This window comes from Terriglobia bacterium, from assembly GCA_032252755.1.
Taxonomy (GTDB): Bacteria; Acidobacteriota; Terriglobia; order Terriglobales; family Acidobacteriaceae; genus JAVUPY01.
On sequence record JAVUPY010000032.1, the window covers coordinates 17,798 to 35,043 of the forward strand.

Here is a 17,246-nt window from a genome sequence, read left to right on the forward strand (position 1 = left end):
CATGGGCGGTGCCACGGCACCGCCCTGCTTATATGCCGAATATCCTTCAGTACTTCCAGATTCATAAGCGCGGGTCGACGGTTTCGCGCGAGATCGTCGCCGGGCTCACCACCTTCACCACAATGTCGTACATCATTTTGGTGAATCCGGCCATCCTGCGGAATGCCGGCATTCCCGTCGAACCGGAGACGGTTGCGACCGTGCTGGCAGCGGTGCTCGGCTGCCTGTTGATGGCGTTCTATGCAAACCGCCCGTTCGCGATTGCGCCTTACATGGGTGAAAACGCGTTCATCGCGTTCACCGTCTGCCAAGCTCTGGGCTACAAATGGCAAACAGCTCTCGGTGCCATCTTCATCGCCGGAGTTGTCTTCATCATTCTCACGGTTCTGCGCATTCGGTCGTGGCTGGTCCAGGCTATTCCCACCTCCCTGCGCTACAGTTTCGCGGTCGGCATCGGGCTGTTCCTGACATTCATCGGACTGACCCAGACGGGGATCGTGACGCTGGGCTCTCCGGGAGCCCCGGTTAGAACCGGCGCATTGACGTCGCACTCGGTTTTGGTGGCGATTTTCGGATTCCTGCTTATCAGCGTTCTGACGATTCGCAAGTTCCCCGGCGCGATCCTGAGCGGGATCGTGATAACGGCGTTCGTGGCATTTCTTACCGGCGTTGCGCCATGGCCACACCAGTTCGTGAGTTTGCCGCCTTCCATCGCGCCGATTGTGGGCCAGATCGACTTACGCGGAGCGTTTTCCTGGAGTTCGTTCCCGATAGTGCTCACGATCTTCATCATGGCGTTCGTAGACACGATGGGAACGCTGATCGGGCTTTCCGCTCGCGCAGGTTTTCTCGATGAGAACGGAAATCTGCCGGAGATTGAGCGGCCCATGCTAGTTGATGCGTTGACCACTACGCTTTCGCCAGTGATCGGGACTTCGACATCGGGCGCGTTCGTCGAATCCGCGACGGGGATCGAGGCTGGCGGGCGAACCGGCCTGACGGCGCTGGTTGTGGCGATCTGCTTCGCGGGCGCCCTATTCTTCTCACCGTTTGTTGGGGCCATCCCACCCCAGGCATACGGACCGGCACTGATCATCGTGGGACTATTCATGCTCACGCCTATCGTGAAGATCGACTTCAGCGACTTCACCGAATCCATTCCGGCGTTTGCGGTGGTTTCACTCATGTGCTTCACATTCAATATCGCTGTTGGGATCAGCGCCGGGTTCGTTCTCTATCCGCTGTGCAAGTTGGTGGCCGGGAAACATCGTCAACTCAAGTCCGGGATTTGGGTACTTACCGGCCTCTCGCTTTTGTTCTTCATCTTCTATCCGTATGGATAAACAAAAATGCGCCGGTCCGCTTCTGAAATCGGACCGGCGCACACGCCGCAGGGTTGATCATCCTTCTTGAGGATGGCCAAACAGTCTACCGGGGCACGAGGTGAACCCAGGGGACTTCTTTCTGAGAGAAATAGTCGCGACGCTCTTTGAAGATGAAAGGCGGCGCGTGGTCGCCGACAATGACGAACTCCGTGTTCGGGAGATCGGGGCGCATGACCATTTCAGCGATGGAGCGTGTTGCGCGCAGTTGCAAACCAATGAGATCGCACGAAGCGTTGTCGGCGATAAGAGCCGCCGCGGTGCCGCACTTTAGCAGGTTGGATGCTTCGGGATCACGGGTCACAGGCAAGTGCGAATTCAGGGTCAACCAGTAAATGAATTTTCGGTGGCCGGGATCTGCGACGAGTTGATCGCCGATCCAGTGCGCGATGCTGGCGTCGCATATACCGCGAAAAGCTCCGCCGCAGTCCGGCAGGCCCATGTCGTGCAATTGCGGATGAAAGAGTTCCTCGTCGAAACCAAGGCCCCCGACCCAGTCACGTCGATTGAACATTTCTGATGCGAAGCCGTGGACATAGAGAGTTTTCATTCCGGCGCGCTTCATTTGCCACGGTAAGCAGTTGTTCATGACCGCGGGATCGTCTGTGGGTTTTTCTATGACAGCGCTTACAACGCCACACAACTCGCGAAACTCTCCCGGAACGGTTGCGCCCGTGAACGGCACGGCACCAGTCGAAACACGGTATTTTTCTTGAAGCTTAGGATCGGACCAGACGGAACCGAGCACCGACTTCCATTGCGGGTTGATTGCTTCGCCGCCTGATTCGAGGACAATCAGAACGATGTCGTGCGTTTTCGGAACCCCGGTAAACCAGCCGGCTTCCCGAGTGGCTGAGTCGACGGCGATCGGCTGGAGGCGATCGTGTTCTCGAAACATCGCCGATGCAATCGTCTTCGCCATACTCGCTCCAGCCGAGGTGCAGAGGTTCAAGCCAACGGCTTCGTCTCGCAGGCGCAGTGAACTGTTTCCGCCCCAGACTCCGACCGCGCTGAGTACCACGAGAAGACAGGCCATCCACGCGGTCTTCTGCCGCAAAACGAGCCTGGACCCACCGAGCGACACCAGCGCCCAACCAAGAAGGATTGCAGGTGCGACGACAACAACTGTACTGAGAAGCACGTGCGAGAGCGAAACCTCACGCAGGAAGACGATCGCGGTGAGAGCGTCTCGCTGACTGAAGTAGTACAGCGGCCCGAGGCAGCGTGCGACATCAACCAGGAGAGCGAGGGTCATCAGGGCGGTCGCTTGCCATTTCTTGAGAAATGGAGCGAGGACGGCGACGAGGAGATAGTCGAGGTTGATGGCGGCGCGCGGTAAAGTCTCGAGGACGTGCCCGGCGAGCCAGAAAAGCAGGTTGGGGACGACCAGGTAGGCGCAGAGAACGCGCACCCCGGCGAAGCGGCGTGGTTTGGTTTCAGAACCAGAAGATTTCATCAGGCGTATTGAAGGAATCGGAATGCGCGCAGCAGGCGACGAAAGCGCAGCCTTGGTTGTAATGCCAGGCGCCACAGGGATTCGAGACCCGCGCGCTGGATAAACAAAGGGGCTCGCGGCAAGGTACCGGCAATGAAGTCGAGCGTGCCGCCGGCGCCGATGATCCAGCGAATGCCAAGTGCTCTCAGCGGTTCGAGATGAGCGTCGGCCCAGAATTCCTGCTTGGGCGCGCCGAATGCGATAACCAGAACGGACGGGCGGAACTCCGCGATGCGGTCGAGAATTTTCGAGTCGGCGCTTTCGGGGAAAGGAAAGCTCATCAGCGGCGGCGAGTACCCGTCGATTTCAACGCCAAATTCCCGGCGGAGATTTGCGCGGGCCATGCGATTCACATCCGCTTCGGCGCCGAGTAGAAACATACGCAGGCCGTGCTGCGCCGCCATGCCACTCAACTCGTACACGAAGTCAGAGCCGGAGATTTTCTCAATATCGCGGCGACCTGAACGAAGTCGAGCAGCAACGTAGGGCCATTGGCCATCGAGAGTCGCCCAGTTCTCGTTGATGATGCGTCCCAGGTTCGGATCACGATTTGCCTGTTCAATGATCTCGGCATTGACGGTGACGATCAGTTTCAACTCGCTATCATCGCGGAGAAGGTCCTCCCTGCGCAGACCGCGAAAGGTAAGGTTCGCAAACTGTAGAGCGTAAAGATCAGTCGCCAAGGGCAGAAACCTCGCGGGCCCAACTGGGACGTAGTTCCCAGTATTCGCGCACCGCAGCACACAAAACCTTCGGCTTGCCGAAGTCGCCGAAAGCACAATGGCGAAGGCACTCGTAGATGTTGAAGAGCAGCACGGTGGTGAGCCAGAACGGGTACCGCGTTTCCGTAAACAGCAGGCTGTTTCGGACGACATAGCGAAACGAGAGATCGCTGAGGGCACGGAAATGCGATGCAGCGCCGGTAGACTTTCCTTCCTTGTGAACCAGACGCGCAGCAGGCACCCAGACGAGATCAATTCCGCGGGCGCGAGCACGAGCGCACCATTCTGTCTCTTCGAAATAAATAAAAAAGTATTCCGGCAGAAAACCTATCTCGGCGAGAACCTTTCGTGAGAAGAACATGGCAGCACCGACGATGTAATCGAACTGCGGTGCGCTCTGGACCAGTTCATCAACCCGGCTTCTCTTGCCGTAATGACGTGAGCGCCCGAACGCTGGGAAATAAACTGCGCCACCGGCGGCCTGAACCAGCGTTGGATCGTCCATATAGACCAACGTCGCGCCGTAAATTGCGGGTGGGCGGTCCTGACTTGCGGTCAAGAGACACGCAAGCGACAGTGGATCGAGGATCAGATCGCTGTTCAGCACCCAGAAATCGGAGATACCTTGGTCTGGCTCGACGAAGCGAACGCCAAGGTTGGCGCCTGCGGCATAGCCACGATTCTCTGCGGCGCGTAACAGAACTATCTCCCAACCGCCTTCAGACAGTCGATGGGAACTCGCCTCCGCGGCACCGACTGGCAATTCCTCAGCCGTGAATTCGCGGGACCATAGGCAAGACCTGGCATTGCGCCATGCAAGCAACTCTTCCCACGAATCGTCATCGGAGCCATTGTCAACGACGATGAGGCGGCGCGCTGTCTCAGGGGGGACATCGAGCGCCAGAATGCTCTCGATGCACTCAAGAGTGTCCCTCAGAGTGCGGTAGTGAACCACGATGAGAGCTACGCCGCGCACGACAGCCTCAACTCAGCCGTCTTCTGGGGCCGCGACAGCACGAACAGTGAAAGTGCGAGCGTGATGCCCCACCATTGCCCATTGAGAATGTTGAATACTCCGGCGGCAAGGAAGGTGGAGTAAAAGGCGGTTATTCCGACGGCCAGGGGATCCCAGGTTTCCTGCGTACGTTTCAACAGGCGTTTCCAGATGATCCACCACAGAAGCACGAATATGAGAAGGCCGACGACTCCCTGCAGGAGGAAAAGGTTCACGAAGCTATTGTCGATGAAGAGGCCCTCGGCTCTTGCCGGGTACAGATTGCGATAGTCGGAGGCCTGACCGGCCTGCGTGATTCCATAACCGAATAACGAGTCGAGCAGCGATCCGCGCAGCACGATGTCATGCCATGCCTGCTGCCAACTCGAGACACGCGCCCAAGTCGATGATGCGTCGGCAAGGTCGCCGGTCTTAGTCATGTCGGAGCCGAGAAAGTGAATGACCGCATATACCATCATTCCCACGGAGCCGAGCATGTAAGCGAAAGGCGCGAAGCGGAATAGTCTCATCCTGCCGCCTCGTTTCCGCCAGCGCACCAGAAATGCAAGCGAAGTCGCGCAGCAGAGGGCACAGAGAAACACGTTGCGTGTTTGAGAGAGGGCGACACCGCTAAGTGCCAGCATCGAGAGTATCCATGCGAGTACACCGCTGCGGCCGAAGACTGCATGCGAGAATGCGATGCAGAAGGCCAGAACTGAAAAGAGACCAAATTGAAACGAGGATGCAAAAACGGATGAAGGGCGAAAGGTTCCCAGGACATTCGCCGCGACCATCTTTGAAACGTTGTCGGCATTCGCAACTTCGAGAATGGGGTCGCCGACGAGGTATTGCATCCAGCCAAAGAGGAGGATCGCAATCGCACCCCAGAGTATCCAGTTCGGGATACCTGCTGGACCGGTTGCATCGTGCGGCCTCGCACAGCCAATCATCAGCAGCGCCGTCGCCGGATAGAAGACTAGCGTGTGAATGATTAATGCGACGTACGCCGGACCAATATCACCAAAGCGAAGGAGGAATACGGAACTGACAATCGTGTAGAGCAGGGAAATCAGGAGGAATCTGAATACAGTGGAGTCGATGGTTCTGCGCGCGCCGAAGCTCAGGAGCACGACACAGAATTGTGTTCCGCAGAGGCAAAGCAGAATTGCCTCGACATGGTAGAACGCAAAGCCTTGCACGCCAACCGCTGCCAGGAACGCGCTTATGACGTTGCTCATCAGCAGCAGGAAAAGTCCCGAGAGATACCACTGGCGGGCGGAATTCGAGTTCATAGCGCCGGAACCGTAGCGGCATGAGTTTGCACTGTTCGAAGAGATTCGTCAGAGAGCAACGCAGACCACTGGTCGGCGATTCGCTCCCAGCCATACTGGGAAGCGGTTTGCGAGCCAGCGCGAAGAAACGGCGTCCGGTCGCGGAGCGCAAAGACCTTCTCCATGGCTTCGCAGATGCTCTCGCTCGAGTTGGCGAGGATTGGGATGTGATCGACGCCTGGCAATCCGAAATCCATGGGTGTTGCCACGCATAATGCTCCGGAAGCCATCGCCTCGAGAGGTGGGTAGCCAAAACCCTTCTGCGTGACGGTGCTCACCAGCACGTCGAGGCCAGCGTAGTATTCAGCAAGTTCCGCTTCGTTCCTGGGGTGCACGGATTCGTATTCGAAGCCGTTGGTTTCCTCGCAGAGGTCATACGCGATCCGGACGCGGAACTTATGGCCGCGCGCACGAAGCTTTGTCATGGCGCGAAAGAAGTGACGGCTTCCCTTCCAAGCTTCCCGGCGACTGATGTGGCCCACGATAAGTCCCTGGTTGGGGTGCGGCCGCGGGCGATAAAGACCGAGGTCGATGCCTGGGGGGATTTCTGCGACGCGGGTGCGATCTCCCGCGGTGAGACCGCGCATGGAGCCAGCGCAGTTGACGATCTTCTCCAACGGAAGCAGGTAGGATGTTGCGGCGACAAGCATCATTGGCCAGCGGCGCACAAGGTGAAGGATAGAATCGGAGTAGAAGTCGGGCTCATACGCCTGGACGTAATAAAGCTTCCGGCCCTGGAACAAGTGGTTCAGATGCAGGGCCAGTGCAGTGGGATGAGCTGTTGCAATCGCGACGTCCGCACCGATCGTCACGCCAGCAAGCCACGCGATCCGGCCGAGCGCATTAGGGTAGTGTTTTGGCGCGAAAACGAATTCGCAGGAGGTTGGAAACGGCAATTCGCGGCGCGTCTCCGCGACGTAGTTCGTGACCTCGAGTCCGCGGGCCTGCAGGAGATTCCCGATGCGGAACACGACCTTGACACCGCCGTTCTGCGGGATGCCATACAAAAGGAATGCTATCTTCACGCTTCCGCTCCCGTAGCGCACGCTGCAAGGCGAGAATCACGTGCGGAGCGAATCAGCACCCAGGCTTGTAGCGCGCTGCCAATAGCTGCAAGCGACACTCCCGCACTGGAAACTGTTGTTGCCTCCCAGCTGATTGCGCTGACTACCGCCAGGACTACGATCCCGAACACCAGGGGCAAGATCAGGTGTCGTGGAAAATTCCAGTTCAATTTTCGGCGGCAATATTGCCACGCGTAGCCAAGATAACCGAGGTACGCCACCGCGAAAATTACCCCGAGCCATTCGAGGCCAAGTCCAGCCCGCAGTATCACCTGTGTTGCTCCGATCATGGCAAGGTTCCATCCGAGTTCGCCGACGAGGAAGGCGCGCGTGTCGGCAAAGGCGATCATCGGCATGGCCACGACGAAGCTCACGATCTTAAAGAAGTCACCGAGGAGCATCCATCGCATCATCTGTGTGGCGGGTAAAAATTCACGGGAATAGAGGAGCGTAACGATCATTGGGCGAAACGCCATGATGGCTGCGATCAGCGGCACAACAAGCAACAGTGACGTCCTCAGCACATCGTCGATCAGTTTCTTGCGGTTGTCAGTCTCCGCGGCAAGCGTTGGCAGATAGTAGGTGGAAAACGATCCGAGCACGAGCATCACGTAGACCATGCTGATGGTCCATGCGACGTCGAAGAGTCCCGCTGAACGCAAGCCAAGACGTGCACTGACGGAGCCCCGCAATACGAGCACGGTCCAGCCCTGCATGGTTGCGGCGGCGAAGGTCGCGAAGGCGAGAGCCGTAAACTGACGGGTAGAGTTGCGGTCAAAACTGCCAGGCCAGATTTGAATCCGCTCACGTAGAAGGAAGAAACCGCCAATTACCAATCCCGGCAATTGCGATACGGTGAGGACCGCTGCAAATCGCTCGGGCCGCAGGAGGCCAAGTCGCGGCAGTAGGAACCAAACCAGCGCGGCGAGTGCCACCGCGTTCGAACTCTGCGCGATCGCCAGGCGTCCAATCCGGCGAATGCCGTTCAGTGACCCAAAGACGAATGCCGTCGCACCCGCGACTATGACCGCAACACCTGCCAGGCTCACGGCGTCGCCTGCCGGTCCCTGCACACCGGGCAGCAGCTTTGGCGCAAGCCAGCGAGCGGAGAGCATCATAACTACGCCGACCAGCAGGGACCCGCCGCAGAGTAACACCAGGGCGGTACCGAGAAAGCGCCGGCGGTCTTCGCCGGTTCGCGTCGACATACCCTGAACAAGCGCTGTCTGGCCGCCGGTGATGAACATGGCGGACCCGGCAGTGATCGTCTGCTTGACCAGGGAAAATGAACCCAAGGCTTCGACACCGAGGCGAGCGGCAATCAGCTTGATTGCCAGCATGCCGAACAGCACGCTCACAAGGGAACCGGTGCCGGTCTTCAGAATTGCTTTGAGAAGATTGCGCAAACGAGCTTCAGGTAGTTTCGGGGAGGAGGCCGGTGTCGACCCCGGCCGCAATTTGCAGCGTGGCCGACGACGGGAGAATTTCTGTTATGACCTCAATGACACGGTCCTGCTGCGCGAGAGTAAGGTGAGGACCGATAGGAATGCTCAGGACCTCGGATGCGAGTTGCTCGGCAATTGGCAGGGCACCACGTTTGATGTCGTGTGCAGCATAAGCTCCGGAGAGGTGCGGCGGAATCGGATAATGAATGAGGGTCTGAACTCCGCGACGCTCCAGTTCCTGGCGGAGCCAGTCCCGCCGGGGGTGACGAACGACGAAGAGGTGCCACACCGGTTCGGAGCCCTCGACGACGCATGGAAGCTCAAGGCCCGGGATTCGATCGAGTGCCTGCTGATAGCGTGCTGCCAGTTGTCGACGACGGCTGTTCCATTTGTCGACCACTCCTAAACGAACTCGCAAGAGTGCTGCCTGTAACTCGTCGAGACGCGAATTCACGCCGCGAACCTCGTTGCAGTACTTTTCGCGCGAGCCGTAATTACGAAGGACTCGAACGGCGTCCGCAAGCCGATCGTCACTGGTGACTACCGCGCCACCATCGCCGTAGCACCCGAGATTCTTGCCTGGATAGAAGCTGAAGCCGGCGGCGTCACCCAACGAACCGACACGCCTTCCCTGCCATCGGCCTCCGTGGGCCTGCGCAGCGTCCTCGATGACCGCCAGGCCATGTTTCCTGCCGATCTCGCAAATCATATCCATCTCGGCCGGTTGCCCGTAGAGGTGCACGGCGAGGATGGCTTTTGTCCGCTTGGTGATGGCCGCTTCAATTCCCTGCGGATCGAGATTCGCGGTGTGGAGCCGTGGCTCGACCGGAACAGGTCTCGCGCCAGTCTCGCTTACCGCGAGCCAAGTCGCTATGTAGGTATTGGAAGGAACGATGACCTCGTCGCCTGGGCCGATTCGATATGCGCGCAGGATGAGGTGCAGGGCCTCGAGGCCATTGGCGACTCCGATGCAGTGCTTCGCGCCGCAGTATGCCGCGAACTCCTGCTCAAAGGTTTGCACCTCGGCTCCCATGATGTAGCGGCCTGAGTTCATCACCCGGTGCCATGCGGCGTCGAGTTCGGTACGCAGTTCGCGATAGCTCGCCTGCAGATCAAGAAATGGGATCACACGCTACCCTCCATCGTCAGCGCAGCAGAGCGAAATTCTTCGTAGACTCGGTAGTAGTCCCTCTCGTCGTAAAGGGCCGATGCCAGAACCATGCACACTGAGCCGGGATTGAAATCGACCTCGGCGGCCCAGATCATCGGCGGGACGTGTAAGCCTCGCCATGGGCGGTTCAGGGTTACGCGCCGACTCCGGCGACCATCGTCCAGGGTGACGCCGAAGCTGCCCGCGAGACAGATGAGGCACTGGTGCAGCGCGCGATGCGCATGCGCTCCGCGATCGGCACCCGTTGGCACGTCATATAAGTAGAAGACGCGCTTGATGTCGAACGGCACGTGCCTGGAACTCTCAATGAAAGTGAGGTTGCCGCGGGGGTCGGCAATCTTTGGCAGTTCGATTATTTGGCAATCGTCGATGGAGGCCATTAGTCGAGATAGGGGTCTCCACCCCGATGTAACTGTCGCAATACTTCGCGATTGTCTTCCAGCGCTTTCGCCCAGCGTTCCAGATTCATGGAAAGCCCCAGTTCCGACATTTCGAGTCCGTCGAGTTTCGTGAAGCCGTCGTACCGAAGGTCATGCTGCCAACCGCTGCGCAGGTAAAATCCGAGAGCTGACTTATTCTCCGCAACGACGGTGCAATAGACTTCCATGACCTGCAGCACTTCAAACGCAAACGAGAGGCAAAGGAACTCTGCCGCGATCGCGTAGACACGCCGGTCGTCCTTCGGCATGGCAATTCGTCCAAACTCGCACTTCGAGCCCGCGGCAATGTTGTAGAGCGATGCGGTGCCGGCAAAACAATCCTCGATCAGTATGACGAAATTCAATGAGTCGCGACGCATCGACTCGCCTTTCAGCCAGCGTTCGTGCGCCTCGGGCGTCAGGTGATCGTGGTGAATGTAGCGGTTCACCTTGGGGTCATTGCGCAGCTTCACTATGTTCTCCGTGTAACGTGAGTCGGAGAGCACAAGGCAGCAGGCGTCCGTTCCGTACCGCAATGGCATGCGCCTGGTATTGACAGATTGAAGCCAGGTACGAGAGCTCGTGGAGTTCGTCGAGCAAGTCGATATCGAATTCAGGCTATTTTTCAATGTGTCACCCTTCTGTCATTCCCAGCACGCTTTGCTCCATGCAACTACGCCAGTGCGGCAACTCGATGGCAAATCGTGCGTTAAGCTTTTCTGTTGCCAGTACGGAGTAGGCTGGTCGTTTTGCTTTCGAAGGAAACTGGTCACTGCTAATGGGCACGACACGTTCGACGCGGAGCCCATCGCGCAACGGTGTCGAGCGCGCGAACTCGACGATAGCCGAAGCGAAGTCATGCCAGGTTCCATGCCCCGCACAAACGGCGTTATAGATGCCGGAGGCTTTTTTCGCCGCGGTGTAGAACCGCATCCTGCGGTAACGGGCGTCTTTCTGCAGTTTCTGCAGGACGCCCCGGGTTGCCTGGGCAAGAGCGGATGCCGAAGTCGGCACTCCTACCTGGTCGTTTACAACCGTCAGTTCTTTCTTTTCCTGGGCGCGCCGCAGGATCTTCTGCAGAAAGTTTTCGCCGCGTTCGCTGAACACCCAACTGGTACGGAAAATGAGGTAGGCTCCACCGACCTCCTCGATCGCTTCCTCGCCCAGCAACTTGGTCTCGCCATAGGTATTGAGCGGTGCGGTGGTATCGCGCTCGAGATAAGGCTCTCGCTTCTGACCGTCGAAGACGTAGTCCGTTGAGAAGTGGAACAACACGGCTTGCGCCCGCAGAGCCTCTTCGGCAATTATGCCCGGAGCGACTCCGTTGACGATCTTTGCGCGACGTGGCTCAGTTTCCGCACGGTCTACATTGGTATAAGCTGCCGCGTTGACGATCACGTCCGGCGTCATAGAACGCAGATAGCGTCGCAACTGTTTTGGGTTTTCGAGGTCGGCGCTCTCCCGGCCCACTGCTATTACAAGCCCGCAGCGCCCAAGTTCACGCTGTAGAGCACAACCAAGCTGGCCGTTTCTGCCAATCACGACGATTCTCATTTTCGTATCCGTAGGTACAAGGAAATCCGGAGGAGTGGAAGATTACGAGCCGCGCACCTCGGAGAAACGGGCCTCGCGGACCAGGTCCATCAGGTACTCTCCATACCCATTTTTCACCATCGGATCAGCAAGCCTTTGCAACTGTTCGGCATCGATGTATCCGTTGCGGAATGCGATCTCCTCCGGGCAGGAGATTTTGAGGCCCTGGCGGCGTTCGACTGTCTGTATGAAATTTGTCGCATCACAAAGCGAATCATGTGTCCCGGTATCGAGCCATGCCATGCCTCGCCCGAGCCGTTCTACGACAAGTTTTCCTGCGTTGAGGTAGTGCCGATTTACATCGGTAATCTCCAATTCGCCCCGCGCCGATGGCCTCAGGTTCGCCGCGATTTCGACGATCTCATGGTCATAGAAGTACAATCCCGTGACTGCATAGCGAGAGCGAGGGCGCGCCGGTTTCTCCTCCAGACTGATTACCCGTCCCTGCGAGTCGAACTCGACGACGCCGTAACGTTGCGGATCGACCACCGGATACGCAAAGACGGTGGCGCCTGATTCGCGGGCCACCGCACGTCGTAGCAAAAGAGTTAATTCGCCACCAAAGAAAATGTTGTCGCCCAAAACGAGGGCGCAGGCGTCTGTGCCTATGAACTCGCGTCCAAGCACAAATGCCTGCGCCAGTCCGTCCGGGGAGGGCTGGACTGCGTATTGAAAACTGAGACCCCACTGCGAGCCGTCGCCCAGCAGTTCGGCGAAGCGGGGTGTGTCCTGAGGAGTCGAGATGATAAGGATGTCGCGAATGCCCGCCAGCATAAGCGTGCTCAGCGGGTAATAGATCATGGGCTTGTCGTAGACCGGGAGCAACTGCTTAGAGACTGCCTGGGTGACCGGATAGAGGCGGGTTCCCGCGCCGCCGGCCAGGATTATGCCTCGCATGAGGTCTCCCGGTGTTCATAGTTGAGCGCGACCCATTGCTGGTATGCGCCGCTCCGAATCTCCTGCACCCACGCCTCGTGATCGAGATACCACTCCACAGTCTTTCGAAGTCCCGACTCGAAGGTCTCCGACGCCTCCCAGCCCAGTTCCTCTTTGATCTTGTTCGCTCCAATCGCGTAACGGCGGTCGTGTCCAGGGCGATCTTTTACAAACTCGATCAATTCTTTGTGTGGCATCCGCGCCGGCCGGAATTCATCGAGCAGCTCGCAGATGGAGTGCACCACGTCAAGATTGTTGCGCTCGTTTCCACCGCCGATGTTGTATGTCTCGCCGGGTGTTCCCTTTTTCAGAACAGTGCGAATGGCGGCGCAATGATCTCGAACGTACAGCCAGTCGCGCACATTCTGTCCATCGCCGTAAATGGGGAGCGCTTCGGAGCGAAGGCCGTTCATGATGATGAGAGGGATCAGCTTCTCCGGAAACTGATACGGTCCGTAATTGTTAGAACAGTTCGTGGTGAGCGTCGGGAGGCCGTAAGTGTGGTGATATGCGCGAACCAGGTGATCAGCCGCGGCCTTCGACGCCGAATATGGACTGTTTGGCGCATATGGTGACAGTTCCACGAACGGATCATCCTCGGGGCCTAGTGATCCGTACACCTCGTCTGTAGATACATGGAGGAACCGGAAAGCCCGTTTCTCGGGCTGGTCCAAGGTGAGCCACCAATTCTTGGTTTCATCCAGCAGCCGAAACGTGCCCTCGACATTGGTCCGTATGAACTCACCCGGCCCAAGAATGGAGCGGTCGACATGGCTTTCTGCCGCAAAGTGCACCACCGCCCTCGGTTCGTAGAGCGACAGGACCTGGCTGAGGATTGCGCGGTCGCCAATGTCGCCGAGCACGAAGGTATGCCGCCGGTCGTTGCGAAGCGCCTGCAGGTTACGGAGATTTCCGGCGTAGGTGAGCTTGTCGAGATTGATTACGGGCGAGCCTTCGTGGCGCATCCACTCCAGTACGAAGTTGGAGCCGATGAACCCAGCACCGCCGGTTACAAGAATGGTATCGCTCATTGATCCCTGATCAGGAAGTAAGTGGGGTATTTTGCGAACAACGGTTCACGATTTACCGTCGCAACCGCCAGCTATTTTGGAGTTCCTCGAGTTTGCCGGAGCGTACGGGATCGTTGAAAGCGCGTTTGCGTGAATCCTGCAATACTGTTCCGAGGACTGCACAAAATCCAAAGAAAACGATGCTTGCGGCGACGATCAACAGTCGCGGCGGCCTGGATGGCTTTTCCGGCGGCGCCGCGGAATCGACAACCTGGAACACGGTTCCTTCTCTGGCTTCATCGAGGCGAGCGGACTCGTATTGGGCTGATAACAACTCGAAGAGCGTCTGCTGATATTTCACTTCGCGCCACTTGCTCGCGTACTCCACCGCTCCGGCGCTTAGCTTTCCCGTACTGCCGCTCTCTCCGTCGCCTGCGCCCCGCTCCAGTTTTGCCAGTTGCACGCGGAGCGCCGCCGCCTGTTCCTCCGCAAAGCGCAAATCCGGATTGCCTTTGGCGGCGAAGGCGCGCATCGACTGCGCTTCAGCTTCCTTTGCCGCCAACTGGCCGCGTACGATGCCAATCTGCTCGAGTAGTACCTTGGCGTTCGCTTCGATGTCTATTACGCCGGTACGTCGCTGCGTTTCTGCCAGGGCCACCTCCGCCGCGTCAAGGTCTTGTCTGCATTTGCGGATCTGCTGCTCAAAGAACAGCCGCCGCTGTCCGGCCTCTGTCAGCGCAAGTTCCTGGCTCAACCGCTGTAGTTCTTCGACGTAACCATTCGCGAGCGCTGCCGCGCGTTTCGGATCACGATCGTCAACGGTGATGTTGATAAGCCCGTCTTTACCAGAACTGATGTCACTGAGTTTAGCGAGCCTGGTACGGGCATCGACCAAGCGACGTTTCTTGTAGACCTGTTGTAGTTGGAATCTCTGGATCAGTGCATTGGCGACGGTATCGCTCTTCAGGAGGCCGACGTACAGGTCGTTCTGATTCTTGATTCCGAGGTCCCGAGGACTGATCCCGGCCAGCGCCGTCAATTGTCCGGCGAGCAGGTTGGCGCTTTGCTGGTTCGACTGCGGCGGAAGCAGCGTCGTCTTCCCCTTGTAGTACCGCGGCAGAAGCAAAACCAGCAGCACGGACAAGACCGCCGCTCCACCGACAATCCAGGCTATGCGCTTTCTCGCGCGCGTCAGGACGAGGAGGACGTCGAGGAAGTCCACGGCTCCGCTCAGTTCGAGCGGTTCAAGCCGTTCTTCGGATTTTTCCAGTGTATCTTGCATCATTGATTCAGGACATGAACAGCTGCGACGCCTAGTGCAAATTGCGAAATGACTTGGCTCCAATCCTTCAAGTTACGCATGAAGTTCGCGCGTTCCAGGCGGAGAGGGAGAACGATGGTGTCCCCCGGCAGAACACCGGAGAAGCCGCTCTTGCGTCCCATCCAGCCCTCGCGCGAAACCAGCGATCCGTCGGCGCGAATGATGAATGTCTTCTTCTCGTCCGCGTCCCGGGTTCCGCCGCCGGCGCGCTGAAGGTACGACTTAACCGATTGATGCTGCGCGAACAGAAACGCGTTCTCGTTGTAAACGGCTCCCATTACATTGACGGTCGCTGGTTGCCGCGGAATGAACAACCTGTCCCCGTCTTCGAGCTCCACATTTGGAAAATCATCGATGGAATGGGCGTCCGGGTTCAGGCCCAATACGATGCGGCCCGTCGGCTGGATCTTTCTGAGTTCTGCGACCATTCGCTTCTGCCGTTCTGTCTCCAGCGCACGTTCTTCGGCGTCCTGCTTGTCCTGCCCCGGATCGGCGGCATGACGTGAGAGTTCCTGATCGAGTTGGTCCAGATATTTCTCGTAGCGCTCTGTCTGCTCCTCTTTCACCGATTCGCGGTCAAACTGCGCCGCAAACAAATAAGCCTCCGCCGTTGGACCACCGGCACGTCGCAACAGATCGCGGAGGGTCTCGCCGGGATTGACGCGATACACACCCGCGGCATTGACCTCACCTTCAATGCGGACGTAGCGGCTCTGGCGGTTTGCCGGAACCGCGATGTCGGCCTGCGAAAAAATCGTAATGACGTCCCCGGGCTGCAATTCGAGGTTATCCGCCGCGTCGCCGTTCAACGCGCGGGCCAGGTTGAAGGGCAACAGTTCGGTGGAGAGGTCCGGCTTCATGCGCTGCACCAGCGCATAAGCCCAGTTGATATCGGCTCCGTTCCTCTGAACTTCATTCCGAAGTTGCGTTTCGTCGGTCGGCTTCTGCGGAGAATCCTGGGAAGAGGTATTGTCCGGCGAATCTCCGGCGCGTGCGTAGGAGCGGGAAGAAGAAGTATCGATAGTGTTTACCGAATCGTTCGTCGATTGTGATTGCGATTGCGTTTCATCCAAGGGTTCAACGCGAGCAACGAGCCTGTTCTGACGCTGCCAGTAATCGCGAGTGACAAGGAACTCGCGGGAAGGAATGATGTCACGGATACGCATTCCACTCTTGAACGCGTATCGTCCAGGATTGGCGACATTACCGCGCAGGGTGATTGTGTCGTCGAACTTCGGAGATACCGAATCGATCCGAATGACATCGCCGTTATTAATGGTCTGTCGCAGACCCTGGTCGTCCAGGCCACATTCGAGGACGCGCCTGGATTCCCTTCCCTCAATTCTTTCGATGACGACGCGCCTGGTTGACGCCGTGGGCGCAAGACCGCCGGCCAGATTGACCACATCGCCTAGCGTAGATCCTCCGCGGAGTTCGTAAATGCCAGGTACCTGCACACTGCCGTCAACGGCGACAACGTGGGCGACGGGAGGAACGTAAACGACGTCTCCCGGCAGAAGCGGAACATCTTTGGATTTATCGCCGTGAAGCAAGTCGTAGAGATCGAATTCGACTACTATTTTTGCTCCGCGCCGGAGTTGAATGTGCCGCATCGAGCCTCTTGCGGTCGGGCCACCGGCATCGAACACGGCGTTGACCAGCGTGCTCAATGAACTTACGGTGTACGATCCGGGACGTTTGACATTCCCGACAACGAACACCTGGATACTGCGAAGCTGCCCAAGCGTCACGGTCATGTCGAAACCACGAAATACTCGTTCCATGGAAGTCCGAACATAACCCGGCAGCTGCTCATAGCGAAGGCCCGCGACGGTCAAGGAACCGACCTTCGGAATTTGGACCTGCCCATTGCGATCGACAACCAATTGGAGATCAACGTCGACGGCACCCCATGCACGCAATAAAAGTTCGTCGCCGGGTCCGATGACGTAGTCGGCCGTGACTGGAATCTGATCTACCGGTGCAAATGTAGACGGCACATCGACGAAGAGTTCGTGGCCGAAAACTGGCAGTTCGTGTCCGAGGGATTCCTGGACGAACTTTTGGAATTCCGTTTGAGTTTCGGGCTCAGGTTCGGCAGGCCGGGTCTCTTCCGGCCATTGCCGCTCCGGCGATCGCTTGTCCGACCATTGCTTTTCGTTTTGCAGCCTGTCTGTGTCGCGTGTCCGCGATGGCAAAGAGGGATTCCTGCGCAGGTCTCTCGTCTCGCGGTTGTCGATCTCAGGACGAGTAACCGCAGGCTGCGGAGTTGGCGGTACCGTCCGTTGATCATTGGCGGACTGTGCCAGCGCTCCCAGCGAGACGAGCGCGCTTAATATCAAAAGCCAGATTCTCATGAGAAA

General features: G+C 58.1%; 15 protein-coding genes. 1 reads left to right on the top strand and 14 read right to left on the bottom strand.

Annotated features, from left to right (window positions below; translation table 11 throughout):
- Positions 1-32: 32 nt before the first annotated feature.
- Positions 33-1,343, top strand: a complete 1,311-nt coding sequence (locus ROO76_07925) for an NCS2 family permease (protein ID MDT8068081.1) — start codon at positions 33-35, stop codon at positions 1,341-1,343.
- A gap of 85 nt (positions 1,344-1,428) precedes the next feature.
- Here ROO76_07925 and ROO76_07930 read toward each other — a convergent pair whose 3' ends face one another.
- The 14 genes from ROO76_07930 to ROO76_07995 all read right to left on the bottom strand — a co-directional run bounded on the left by ROO76_07930 (position 1,429) and on the right by ROO76_07995 (position 17,240).
- On the bottom strand, positions 1,429-2,838 hold the full coding sequence (locus tag ROO76_07930; GenBank protein ID MDT8068082.1) for a hypothetical protein: 1,410 nt from the start codon (positions 2,836-2,838) through the stop codon (positions 1,429-1,431).
- Positions 2,838-3,560, bottom strand: coding sequence for a WecB/TagA/CpsF family glycosyltransferase (locus tag ROO76_07935; protein ID MDT8068083.1), 723 nt, complete (start codon positions 3,558-3,560; stop codon positions 2,838-2,840). The genes ROO76_07930 and ROO76_07935 overlap by 1 nt, the downstream gene beginning before the upstream one ends.
- Positions 3,550-4,575, bottom strand: a complete 1,026-nt coding sequence (locus ROO76_07940; protein ID MDT8068084.1) for a glycosyltransferase family 2 protein — start codon at positions 4,573-4,575, stop codon at positions 3,550-3,552. Before ROO76_07940 ends, ROO76_07935 begins: the two co-directional genes overlap by 11 nt.
- Positions 4,563-5,885 carry a hypothetical protein gene (locus ROO76_07945; protein ID MDT8068085.1) on the bottom strand — a complete coding sequence of 441 codons (1,323 nt, stop codon included), beginning with the start codon at positions 5,883-5,885 and terminating at the stop codon, positions 4,563-4,565. The genes ROO76_07940 and ROO76_07945 overlap by 13 nt, the downstream gene beginning before the upstream one ends.
- On the bottom strand, positions 5,882-6,949 hold the full coding sequence (locus tag ROO76_07950; protein ID MDT8068086.1) for a glycosyltransferase family 4 protein: 1,068 nt from the start codon (positions 6,947-6,949) through the stop codon (positions 5,882-5,884). Before ROO76_07950 ends, ROO76_07945 begins: the two co-directional genes overlap by 4 nt.
- Entirely contained in the window at positions 6,946-8,394 is a 1,449-nt protein-coding gene (locus ROO76_07955; GenBank protein ID MDT8068087.1) for an oligosaccharide flippase family protein, read from the bottom strand. Before ROO76_07955 ends, ROO76_07950 begins: the two co-directional genes overlap by 4 nt.
- Before the next feature lie 7 nt (positions 8,395-8,401).
- Positions 8,402-9,562, bottom strand: a complete 1,161-nt coding sequence (locus ROO76_07960; GenBank protein ID MDT8068088.1) for a DegT/DnrJ/EryC1/StrS family aminotransferase — start codon at positions 9,560-9,562, stop codon at positions 8,402-8,404.
- Positions 9,559-9,984, bottom strand: coding sequence for an FdtA/QdtA family cupin domain-containing protein (locus tag ROO76_07965; protein MDT8068089.1), 426 nt, complete (start codon positions 9,982-9,984; stop codon positions 9,559-9,561). Before ROO76_07965 ends, ROO76_07960 begins: the two co-directional genes overlap by 4 nt.
- Complete coding sequence (locus ROO76_07970; GenBank protein MDT8068090.1) at positions 9,984-10,496, bottom strand: GNAT family protein; 513 nt, start codon at positions 10,494-10,496, stop codon at positions 9,984-9,986. The genes ROO76_07965 and ROO76_07970 overlap by 1 nt, the downstream gene beginning before the upstream one ends.
- Before the next feature lie 160 nt (positions 10,497-10,656).
- On the bottom strand, positions 10,657-11,577 hold the full coding sequence (rfbD, locus tag ROO76_07975; GenBank protein ID MDT8068091.1) for a dTDP-4-dehydrorhamnose reductase: 921 nt from the start codon (positions 11,575-11,577) through the stop codon (positions 10,657-10,659).
- Positions 11,578-11,619: 42 nt separating this feature from the next.
- On the bottom strand, positions 11,620-12,513 hold the full coding sequence (gene rfbA, locus ROO76_07980) for a glucose-1-phosphate thymidylyltransferase RfbA (protein ID MDT8068092.1): 894 nt from the start codon (positions 12,511-12,513) through the stop codon (positions 11,620-11,622).
- On the bottom strand, positions 12,501-13,583 hold the full coding sequence (rfbB, locus tag ROO76_07985) for a dTDP-glucose 4,6-dehydratase (protein MDT8068093.1): 1,083 nt from the start codon (positions 13,581-13,583) through the stop codon (positions 12,501-12,503). Before rfbB ends, rfbA begins: the two co-directional genes overlap by 13 nt.
- Before the next feature lie 52 nt (positions 13,584-13,635).
- The gene (locus tag ROO76_07990) at positions 13,636-14,844 is read right to left on the bottom strand and encodes a GNVR domain-containing protein (GenBank protein ID MDT8068094.1); all 1,209 of its coding nucleotides are present in this window, start codon (positions 14,842-14,844) and stop codon (positions 13,636-13,638) included.
- Positions 14,844-17,240 carry an SLBB domain-containing protein gene (locus ROO76_07995; protein ID MDT8068095.1) on the bottom strand — a complete coding sequence of 799 codons (2,397 nt, stop codon included), beginning with the start codon at positions 17,238-17,240 and terminating at the stop codon, positions 14,844-14,846. Before ROO76_07995 ends, ROO76_07990 begins: the two co-directional genes overlap by 1 nt.
- Between the last annotated feature and the right edge of the window lie 6 nt (positions 17,241-17,246).

Coding starts and splice junctions, on each gene's coding strand:
- ROO76_07930 (MDT8068082.1), bottom strand. CDS start 2,838: ATGAAATCTTCTGGTTCTGAAACCAAACCACGCCGCTTCGCCGGGGTG.
- ROO76_07995 (MDT8068095.1), bottom strand. CDS start 17,240: ATGAGAATCTGGCTTTTGATATTAAGCGCGCTCGTCTCGCTGGGAGCG.
- ROO76_07945 (MDT8068085.1), bottom strand. CDS start 5,885: ATGAACTCGAATTCCGCCCGCCAGTGGTATCTCTCGGGACTTTTCCTG.
- rfbA (MDT8068092.1), bottom strand. CDS start 12,513: ATGCGAGGCATAATCCTGGCCGGCGGCGCGGGAACCCGCCTCTATCCG.
- ROO76_07925 (MDT8068081.1), top strand. CDS start 33: ATGCCGAATATCCTTCAGTACTTCCAGATTCATAAGCGCGGGTCGACG.
- rfbD (MDT8068091.1), bottom strand. CDS start 11,577: ATGAGAATCGTCGTGATTGGCAGAAACGGCCAGCTTGGTTGTGCTCTA.
- rfbB (MDT8068093.1), bottom strand. CDS start 13,583: ATGAGCGATACCATTCTTGTAACCGGCGGTGCTGGGTTCATCGGCTCC.
- ROO76_07990 (MDT8068094.1), bottom strand. CDS start 14,844: ATGCAAGATACACTGGAAAAATCCGAAGAACGGCTTGAACCGCTCGAA.
- ROO76_07965 (MDT8068089.1), bottom strand. CDS start 9,984: ATGGCCTCCATCGACGATTGCCAAATAATCGAACTGCCAAAGATTGCC.